We start from the raw sequence: 8767 nt of genomic DNA on the forward strand, positions 1-8767 counted from the left end.
AGGAGTTGCCAGGATACATGATCCCGTCGTATTTTGTGGAGCTGGATCACCTGCCCCTGACACCGAACGGTAAGATTGACCGGAAATCACTGCCAGCACCGGAAGGGGAAGCAGGGAGCGGAGTGGAGTATGTCGCACCGCGCAATGAGCTGGAAACGAAGCTGGCGGCGATTTGGCAGGAGGTACTGGGGATTGAGAAGGCGATAGGCATTCATGACAACTTCTTCGACATCGGTGGCCATTCCCTACGAGCAACGACACTGGCGGGCAAGGTATTTAAGGAACTAAACGTGAATCTCCCTCTACGCGACGTATTCCGCCATTACACGATTGAGGCAATGGCCGATGTGATTTCCCGGATGGAACGGCGGGAGCATGAGGCGATCCCTCAAGCGGAAGAGAGAGAGTACTATCCTCTGTCTTCGGCGCAGAAAAGGCTGTTTATTCAGCACACGCTGGACGGAGCGGATCAGCTTTACAACATGCCGGAACTCGTTCAGTTAGAAGGTGAGCTTGATTTAGCACGGCTGGAAGACGCCTTGCTGAAATTGATCACACGGCATGAATCGCTGCGCACCGGTTTTGAAATCGTGAAGGGCGAAGCGGTTCAGCGGATTTACCCACAGGTCGATTTTGTGATTGAGCCTCATCAAGCGGATCAAGAGGATGCGGCTCATATCGAGCAGATCATCCGTGGCTTCGTTCGTCCGTTTGATCTCGGCAAGCCGCCGCTGCTTAGAGCTGGGGTCATTGAGCTGGGGCCAAACATGCACATTCTTCTTTTCGACATGCACCATATTGTGTCCGACGGCATATCTATGGCGATTGTGATGGATGAGTTCTCGCTTTTATACGCCGGGGAAGAACTGCCGCCGCTGCGCATTCAATACAAGGATTACGCCGTCTGGCAGCAGTCGAAGGCTCATCAAGACCGGATCGGGCAGCAGGAAGCATACTGGCTGGAAACCTTCGAAGGCGAGCTGCCAACGTCGGATCTGCCGATGGATTACGAGCGGTCTGCGGTTCGCGACTACGAAGGCATGCATCTGGATTTCGATGTCGAAGTTTCTCTTTCTGCGCGGTTGCGCCAATTGGCAGCCGAGCGTGAAAGCACGCTCTACATGGTGCTTCTTGCGGCTTATACCGTGCTGCTGTCCAAATACAGCGGGCAGGACGACTTGATCGTGGGTACCCCGGTGGCGGGAAGAACGAATGCCGATTTGGAACCGGTCATCGGGATGTTTGTGAATACGCTGGCACTCCGTAATCGTCCGTCGGGAAACAAAACGTTCTTGTCCTACCTTGAAGAAGTGAAGGAGACAGCTTTGGGTGCTTTCGAGAATCAGGATTATCCATTTGAAGAGCTCGTGGAGCGTTTGAATGTGAAGCGGGAACCGGGGCGCTTCCCGTTGTTCGATGCCGTTTTCGACTTGCAAAATATCGAGGAGCAAGACGTTGAACTTGAAGGGGTCAGCCTGAAGAATTATGAGCTTGACCAATTGGAAGAAGCAAAGTTTGATCTGACACTGTTTATGTATGAAAACAACGGGGCACTGAGCGGGGGCTTCTTCTACGCCACCAAGCTGTTCAAAGAATCGATGATCCGCACCTTGACCGAGGATTATCTGCGGGTACTGTCTCAAATCGTGGAGAATCCACAACTGGAACTAAGCCAAATTGAATGTCATAAACCGGCGGCGAGCGCAAAAAGTGCCGTTGATACAATTGAATTTGCATTTTAATGCTACAAGCGCGCATCTGCCATCAAGCGAAAACGGTACGCGTTCCAAGGAAGACCGGGAACAACATGCAAGCCCGAAAATGCGCAGTTCAAAATCAAGCTTTTTGAATCTGCGCCGGGGCATGTGGTCACTTCATTTTTAGGGGAGGTACAGATGAAATCTTTATTTGAAAAGGAAGAAAGGTACTGGAGCGGTAAGTTTGAAACCGATGACAGCCTGAGCTTCCTTCCCTACAGTAAATCCTCCAAATTATCTGCTGACGGTGAAGCTACGGCTGAACCGGGGCTGATTCGTCGTACTCTGCCGAGCGAACTTTCGGAGAGAATAATTCGCCTTGCGAGTGGTTCAGATTTGGCTTTCTACATGATTGTTTTGGCAGGAGTGAAAAGCCTGCTGTTCAAATATACCGGTCAGAATCAAGTGTTGGTTGGCATGCCTTCTTATCAGCCAGACCCTGATGGGACTTCGCCCCCGCATGATATCTTGGTGATCAAGACGTCCGTGGACCGTCAGACTACACTGAAAACGCTGCTCGGGGGCATTAAAGCCTCCATCGGAGAAGCGCTGGAACATCAACACCTGCCTTTTCGAAAAATGGTGGAACAGCTTCATCTGGACTATACGGGGGACGGCCTGCCAGCCATCAACACGGTAGTATCCTTCACTCCGATTCATCCCGAACCGATGATTAACCGGATGGCGACGGATACCTTTTTTCGCTTTGACCGTCAGAACCACTCCATTCAGCTGGAAATAAGTTTCGACAGGCAGCGGTACGAGCCTGCATTTATGGAACAGGCAGCGAGCCATCTTGTTGGGCTACTGTCCGTGCTTTTATTTCAGCCGGATCTGGAGCTTGCACAAGCCGATGTGCTGTCTCGAGACGAGAGGGAGAAGTTACTTAATCAGTTTAATGATACCGAAAGTGGGTTTGATCGAGGAAAAACGATTCATGGGCTATTCGAAGAAAAGGCGGAGCTTTACCCAAATAATGTAGCCGCCGTCATGAATGAGCGCGAGCTGACCTACCGCGAGCTGAACGAGAGATCCAACCGGCTTGCGCGGAAGCTGCGGGAAACGGGAGTTCAAGCAGATCAATTGGTAGCGATTTTGGCGGAACGTTCACTTGATATGGTGGTTGGCATTCTGGCGATTCTCAAAGCGGGCGGAGCCTACGTACCTGTCGATCCCGATTACCCGGAGGAGCGCATCGGCTTCATGACCCAGGATTCAGGCGCGCCGTTACTGCTGATTCAACAGCATTTGCATGAGAAGACCGACTTTGCGGGAACACGCATTGAATTAGATGATTTTATTTGGGATGACAGCGAGGCAGACTCTGAAGACACACTCGACATTTCGAACCTGGAGCCGATTTCCGGGCCGAACAACTTGGCCTATGTTATCTATACGTCGGGAACGACCGGCAGACCGAAAGGGACGTTGATCGAGCATAAAAATGTTGTACGTCTCCTGTTCAACGATAAAAACCTGTTTGACTTCGGGCCGTCGGACACCTGGACGCTGTTCCACTCGTTCTGCTTTGATTTCTCTGTCTGGGAAATGTACGGAGCGCTGCTGAACGGAGGCAAGCTGGTCATCGTACCGCCACTCACAGCAAAAAATCCAGCTGAGTTCCTGGCACTACTGGGCCGTGAACAGGTTACGATTTTGAACCAGACGCCAACGTACTTTTACCAGTTGCTGCGTAATGTGTTGGTAGAGCATCCGTACGAACTGCGGATTCGCAATGTTATTTTCGGAGGAGAAGCACTGAGTCCGTTACTGCTCAAGGGCTTCAAAACGAAATACCCCGAGACAAAGCTAATCAACATGTACGGTATTACCGAGACGACGGTTCATGTGACCTATAAGGAAATTACGTGGGTTGAGATAGAGGCAGCGAAAAGCAATATCGGTAAGCCGATCCCAACACTGAGCGTGTATGTTCTGGATGAGAACCACAGGCCTGTGCCGATCGGTGTGGCAGGTGAAATGTATGTGGCTGGGGAAGGGCTGGCGAGAGGGTATCTGAACCGCCCGGATCTGACAGCAGAGAAGTTTGTCGATTCCCCGTTTGCGGAGGGGGAGAAACTGTATCGCTCGGGTGATTTGGCGGCATGGTTGCCGGACGGCAACATCGAATATCTGGGCCGAATCGACCATCAGGTGAAAATCCGCGGCTACCGGATTGAGCTGGATGAAATCGAGACGCAGCTTCTGAAGATCACCACTGTGCAAGAAGCCAAGGTGGTCGACCGCGATGACGCGAACGGCCAAAAGCAGCTTGTTGCTTATTATGTCGCGGAAAAGAGACTGAAGGCGCATGAACTCAAGGAGGAGCTCGCCAAGCAGCTTCCAGGATATATGATCCCATCGCATCTCGTGCAGCTTTCGCAGATGCCTTTGACTTCAAACGGGAAAATCGACCGAAAAGCGCTGCCTGCGCCGGAGGAAGTTACAGATTTAGAAGTGGAGTATGTCGCGCCGAGAACGCTGCTTGAAATGAAGATCGCCCGCGTCTGGCAGGAAACACTTGGTGTTCCGCAGGTTGGCGTAAAGAGTAACTTTTTTGAACTCGGCGGCAATTCGTTAAGTCTGATGAGGCTCGTTCAAGCCGTTTACGATGAGACGGGTATTGAAGTACCACTGAACCGCCAATTTCATCATATAACTGTAGAAGCCATGGCTTTGGAAGAGGGAGATCTGGGGTTGGATCAAGGGGGGGATTCCTTCATTAAGCTGAATAAAACAGGAGATTTGAACGTATTCTGCTTCCCACCAGGCAGCGGCTTCGGTATCGGGTACCGAGAGCTTGCAAGCAGGCTGGACGGCCGGTTTGTGCTCTACGGCATTGATTTTATCGACGATACTGCCGATTACGATGCCATGTTGAACCATTATGTGGACGAGATTGTCCGTATCCAGCCGGAAGGGTCTTACGTGTTACTAGGTTACTGTTTTGGAGGCAACCTGACGTTCGAGGTAGCCAAGACGATGGGGAAACGAGGGTATTCCGTAACAGATGTTCTTATGGTGGACTCGTGGATTAAGAACACGCTGACACCTGCTGAAACGTCGGAGCAAGAGCTTGAAGAAATGCTTGCCGATTTCGACGAAGAAGAGAAGGAATTAATGAGCAACCCACTTGTGCGGGAGCGGGTTCATCGGAAGGTCAAGGCAACCTTGACGTACGAAGCACAGCTGATTAATTCCGGCACGATCACTGCCCGGATTTACGAACTGATTGCAAAGGACAGCGAAGCTTTCCGTCTGGAGCACCAGTTGCCGTCCTGGCAGGGGGCAACGAAGCAAGCTTACGCCGATTACCGGCTGGAAGGTGCGCATGAGGAATTGCTTGAACTCGCGCGCGTAGATGAAACTGCCGTGGTTATCCGGGACATTTTAGAGCAAGTCAAGCGGCAGATCGAAGCGGAGGCCGGGGTATTGCATGGAAGCTGACCGGCAGTCATCTGATCTGGAACAAGGCACAGTGACGCCTTCCAAGCGCCAAACCGCTTACGCTACCTGGAAAGCGTTCCGCTGGCTGATGTCCTATGTAAACCGTCACAAAGGTTGGATGATCGTCGGGATCTTGTCCGCGATTGCCGCCGCCGTTATTGAAATATGGACGGGAAGTTTGATTGAGCGGCTGACCACCCAAGCCGAGAAAGGAGCAGGGCCCGTCGTTCTGCAAATCGTGTACACCGTCTTTGTGGTCATCTTGATCGGTGTGCCAGCGAAGTTTTTTATGAGCTTTGGGGTGGAGCGGAGCAGTGCCTCTGCCGTGCAGGATATCCGCAACCATGTCATGCGTCATATCGGGAAACTGCGGGTCTCCTATTTGGAAAAGCAGCACTCGGGTGACGTGTTGTCGCGGATGAACAATGACCTGCAGCTTATCCAGCAGTTTATGATTCGGGATCTTGCCCAGTGGTTCTATCATCCGCTATTGTTCATCGGCTGTTTCTCCTATTTGATCTACCTCCAATGGGAGCTAATGCTGTACAGCCTGCTGTTGTTTCCTTTAGCACTGTTTGTTTCCCAATGGATCGGCAAACAGCTGGAACGATTAACGGAGGAAGCTCAGACCAACATGGGCCGAATGAACGTCAACCTCCAGGATACGCTTGGGGGGATGCCAATTGTAAAAAGCTATCTGTTATCCGGCATGTTATCCCGCTCGTACCAAGTGTTGCTGCAATTGACGGCTCAAAAAAAGCTGGCCGTGAAAAAGCGTGAAGCCTGGGTCAACCCGCTGCTTTCAACGCTGATGATCAGTCCCATCATTTTCGCTGTCAGTTACGGAAGCTATTTGATCTATCAAGGGCAGCTTGGTGCGGGAGAGCTGGTTGCCTTCCTGTACTTACTGAATTTGTGTCTGGAGCCGCTGGAGCATATTCCCGAGCTCATCACGCGCACGTTCGAAATGACTGGTGCCCTGAGAAGGGTCTCGGACATCATAGAGCAGCCGACCGAAACGGAAAATGGCCGTTCCCTTCCGAGAACAAGTGCAGCACCTATCGAATTTCAGAACGTAACCTTTGGGTACGAGGAAAACTCGCCGATCCTGCGGAATGTTAGCTTCTCCGTGCCGGAAGGAAAAACGATTGCGCTTGTTGGAGCGAGCGGTGGAGGAAAGAGCACGGTATTTAAACTGGTATGCGGTTTTTATCCGCTTCCGGAGAATCAAGGCGAGATCCGCGTTTTTGGCAGCCTGATCGAAGGAGTCGATCCGGAGCAGCTTCGGTCACATTTTTCCGTAGTCACTCAGGATTCCTATTTGTTTAGCGGCACGGTCGCCGAAAACATCGGCTATGGGCGGGAAGAAGCGTCGATGGACGAGATCATTGAAGCCGCCAAAGTTGCCCAGGCACATTCTTTCATTATGCAGCTTCCCGGCGGATATCAGACGTATGTCGGAGAGCGTGGAGGTTTCTTATCTGGCGGTCAGCGCCAGCGGATCGCCATGGCTAGGGCTTTTCTGAAGAATGCTCCCATTCTGCTGCTGGACGAGCCAACATCGGCTCTTGATCCGGAGTCGGAAAGTGCGGTTCAGGAAGCGCTGGGTGTATTGATGAAGCAAAGAACGACGATGGTTATTGCCCACCGGCTGTCTACGGTACAAAGTGCAGACGAGATTTGGGTCATGGAACAAGGAAAACTTGTGGAAAAGGGTACTCATGAACAATTACTGGAGATGAAGGGACTGTATGCCCAGTCGTACTACCAGGAATTTACCGAGTCTGCCGAACGCAGGGAGGTGGCGTACATATGAGAAAAAGCGGACGACTCTCGCAAGTGAAAGAACTCGGCTACTTGTTAACATTTATGAATCGCAAGCAAAAAACGCAGTACGCCACAGGCCTTGCTGTAACGGCGCTCACCCAGACATTGTTCCTGATCGCCTTCAGTCTGGTCGTACATAACTTGGTTGATTTTGCCGTATCCCGTGATACGTCTCTGATGGTGAATGCTTTTATTATTTTAGGTGCGGCGTTGTTCCTGGAAAATATAATTTCTCCCTGGTTCATTTACTTGTACCAGCGTAGTGTCGAACTGACGGTACTGAATATCCGCGGGCGTCTGTATGACAAGTTATGCCGGGTGCGGCCGAGATTTCTGGAGCAGACGCACCATGGGGACTTGCTGTCGCGAGTGAACAACGACGTAACGACCGTTGAATTTACATTCTCGCAGGTTTATTTTGTGTTGCTGCTTCAAGTTGTCTTTTGCATTGGCTCGATTGCCTCAATGGTGTTGATTGATTGGCGGTTTGCTGGCGTATCCTTCGTCATACTGCTGTTATCCTCCGTGGTCAGCCTGAAATTTGCGCGGGATATTCGCATCTTGTCCGAACAAGGTTTGCAAACACTCGGTAAAATGACCGAAAAATTCAAAGATTTTATGGGCGGCATTCAAATGGTGAAGCTGTTCCGCATCCGCACGATCTACAGCCAGTACGAGACGTTGAACGAACAAATGGCACAGACGCTTCGACAAACGGCTAAGAAGAACGGCATGCAGGCAGCGGTAAACCATTTTATCAGCTATGTTACGTTCTGCGGCATTATCGTCATCGGCAGTCTCCTGTATGCCTACGGAATGATGGGCATGGGAAGCGTCGCTGCCCTGGCGGTTCTGCAAGTGAATCTGACGCATGCCTTATTGAACTTGGGGACGGTTCTGTCGATGACCCAAAATTCACTCGCGGGTGCTCACCGGATTCAAGAGGTGTTAAGGGAGGAAGAGGAACCGGAGCGTCTGGGATCTCCTAACAGCGAACTTGTGTCTGAGGCTGCAGTGGAATTTTGCGATGTGGAATTTTCCTATCAGGCGGATAAAAAGGTGCTTGTAAACATGTCCATGCAAGTGTTTCCCGGTCAGGTTGTTGCGATCGTGGGAGCCAGCGGCAGCGGCAAAAGTACGCTGATCAAGCTGTTACTCGGCTTTTATCCTGTGGACAGCGGTGAAATTCTGCTTCAAGGCAAACCATTCGGTCATTACACGCTGGATGAAATCCGCAGGCAGATTGCATACGTTCCGCAGGAACCGTTTTTGTTTACCGGCACGATTGAGGAAAACATCCGCTACGGTAACTCGGACGCATCGGAAGAAGAAGTGGTCGAAGCAGCCAAAGCGGCATATGCTCATCATTTTATTCAGGAACTTCCCGAACAATATAAAACGCCGGTGGGAGAGAGGGGAGCCTCATTATCGGGCGGACAAAGGCAGCGCATTGCAATCGCCCGGGCGATTCTCAAAAATGCCCCAATTTTGCTGCTGGACGAAGCGACTTCCGCACTGGATAACGAATCCCAGCATTGGGTACAACAGGCTCTGAACGTTTTGATGAAGGGGCGCACCACGATTCTGATTGCTCACCGTCTCAGCACGGTGGAACATGCAGATTTAATTAGTGTAATGAATCAAGGGACGGTCGTCGAACGGGGTCGCCATCAGGATTTGCTGGCGCTCGGGGGTTATTATGCTCGGCTTTACGGTTAGCTTATCTACAAACAATC

4 protein-coding genes are annotated in these 8767 nt (G+C 51.3%); all 4 read left to right on the forward strand.

From position 1 onward, the window contains the following. On the forward strand, positions 1-1742 hold a 1742-nt coding region (locus ACUTVW_RS26185), incomplete at its 5' end, for a condensation domain-containing protein (RefSeq protein WP_445648408.1). A 153-nt stretch (positions 1743-1895) separates the two neighbouring features. Beyond that, a complete protein-coding gene (locus ACUTVW_RS26190; RefSeq protein ID WP_445648409.1) occupies positions 1896-5204 on the forward strand; it encodes a non-ribosomal peptide synthetase in 3309 nt (1102 codons plus the stop codon). Continuing rightward, positions 5194-7020: an ABC transporter ATP-binding protein gene (locus tag ACUTVW_RS26195; protein ID WP_445648410.1), complete on the forward strand. Its 1827-nt coding sequence runs from the start codon at positions 5194-5196 to the stop codon at positions 7018-7020. Before ACUTVW_RS26190 ends, ACUTVW_RS26195 begins: the two co-directional genes overlap by 11 nt. Continuing rightward, on the forward strand, positions 7017-8750 hold the full coding sequence (locus ACUTVW_RS26200; protein WP_445648411.1) for an ABC transporter ATP-binding protein: 1734 nt from the start codon (positions 7017-7019) through the stop codon (positions 8748-8750). The genes ACUTVW_RS26195 and ACUTVW_RS26200 overlap by 4 nt, the downstream gene beginning before the upstream one ends. Positions 8751-8767: the final 17 nt, after the last annotated feature.

The sequence above is a fragment of the Paenibacillus sp. TSA_86.1 genome (genome assembly GCF_052691815.1).

Coding starts and splice junctions, on each gene's coding strand:
- ACUTVW_RS26200 (WP_445648411.1), top strand. CDS start 7,017: ATGAGAAAAAGCGGACGACTCTCGCAAGTGAAAGAACTCGGCTACTTG.
- ACUTVW_RS26190 (WP_445648409.1), top strand. CDS start 1,896: ATGAAATCTTTATTTGAAAAGGAAGAAAGGTACTGGAGCGGTAAGTTT.
- ACUTVW_RS26195 (WP_445648410.1), top strand. CDS start 5,194: ATGGAAGCTGACCGGCAGTCATCTGATCTGGAACAAGGCACAGTGACG.